We start from the raw sequence: 950 nt of genomic DNA, 5'->3' as shown, positions 1-950 counted from the left end.
TCACCAGGTGTAGGTTCTGGTGCAGCACCTTCTTCAATTTCAGGTAGGTTAAGAGTGACAGTTTCCCACTCGCCTTCACCGTGGAACTCATCAGTAGCATCGATACTTAAAGTGCCTTTGTTTGCTACTTTTGTTGGAGTACCTGATAGGGTGATTGTTGTGAAGTCGTCAGAGTATGTTGCTTCAATGCCGTTTTCTAGGTATGCGGTAGATAGACGAGGTTTTGTACCAAACTGGATCTCATCACCTTCTACATCTTTGAATAGGTTACTGATATTCAGAGTCATGTTAGAAATTGGTGTACCAACTTGGAAAGACCAGTCGCTATCTATTTCATTTTGTAGAGCCGTGTCAGCACCAGGAGTTACTGTTGGCAGTGAATTTTTAGAAGCTACCGTTAGAGTAAAGATTGCGCTTGTCGGATTCTGTGAGACGTCACCCTCTGAGTTAGTATCAAATGCTTGAAGCTCAATAGTGAAGCTACCACTCTTCAAAACTTCAACACCTTCAGAGTAGATCATTAGGCCGGTGCTACTTAGTTGTACTGAAATACCAGCTTCTTTTAGTGCAGCATTTTCTACTATAGTTACATCTACATTAGTGCCTTCGGCTAAGTCAGCATCTGAAAAAAGTAGGTTACCTTCAGTATCTGAAAGAGAAATAAATTCTTCAGTCAGAGGGTCGCCCACTTGAAGAGCTAACTCATCAATTTCTGTTTGTACAGTGCTATAAATAGATGTATTTACAACTAGCTTTTCATTGGTAACTACAACAGGATCAAGAGTTTCATCGGTCCCGTTATCAATAATTACAGGTTTAACATTATTGTCTTCAAGGTCTGCTTGGTCCATACCATCGACAACCTCATCAGCTTTGTTTGCAAACTGATTCGCTTTGTCTTCATAAGTCGTAGGGTTTGCAGCTTTAGATTCTGTCAGAATTTGAGCGGT

Annotated in this window: 1 pseudogene; it reads right to left on the bottom strand. The window is 40.8% G+C overall.

What is annotated here, in order from left to right:
- A pseudogene (locus KIV40_RS26660) lies at positions 1–950 on the bottom strand (hypothetical protein); the annotation flags it as partial.

Source organism: Vibrio sp. D173a, assembly GCF_030248475.1.
Note: the sequence above shows the minus strand (reverse complement) of the source record. Positions and strands in the feature narration are given on the sequence as shown.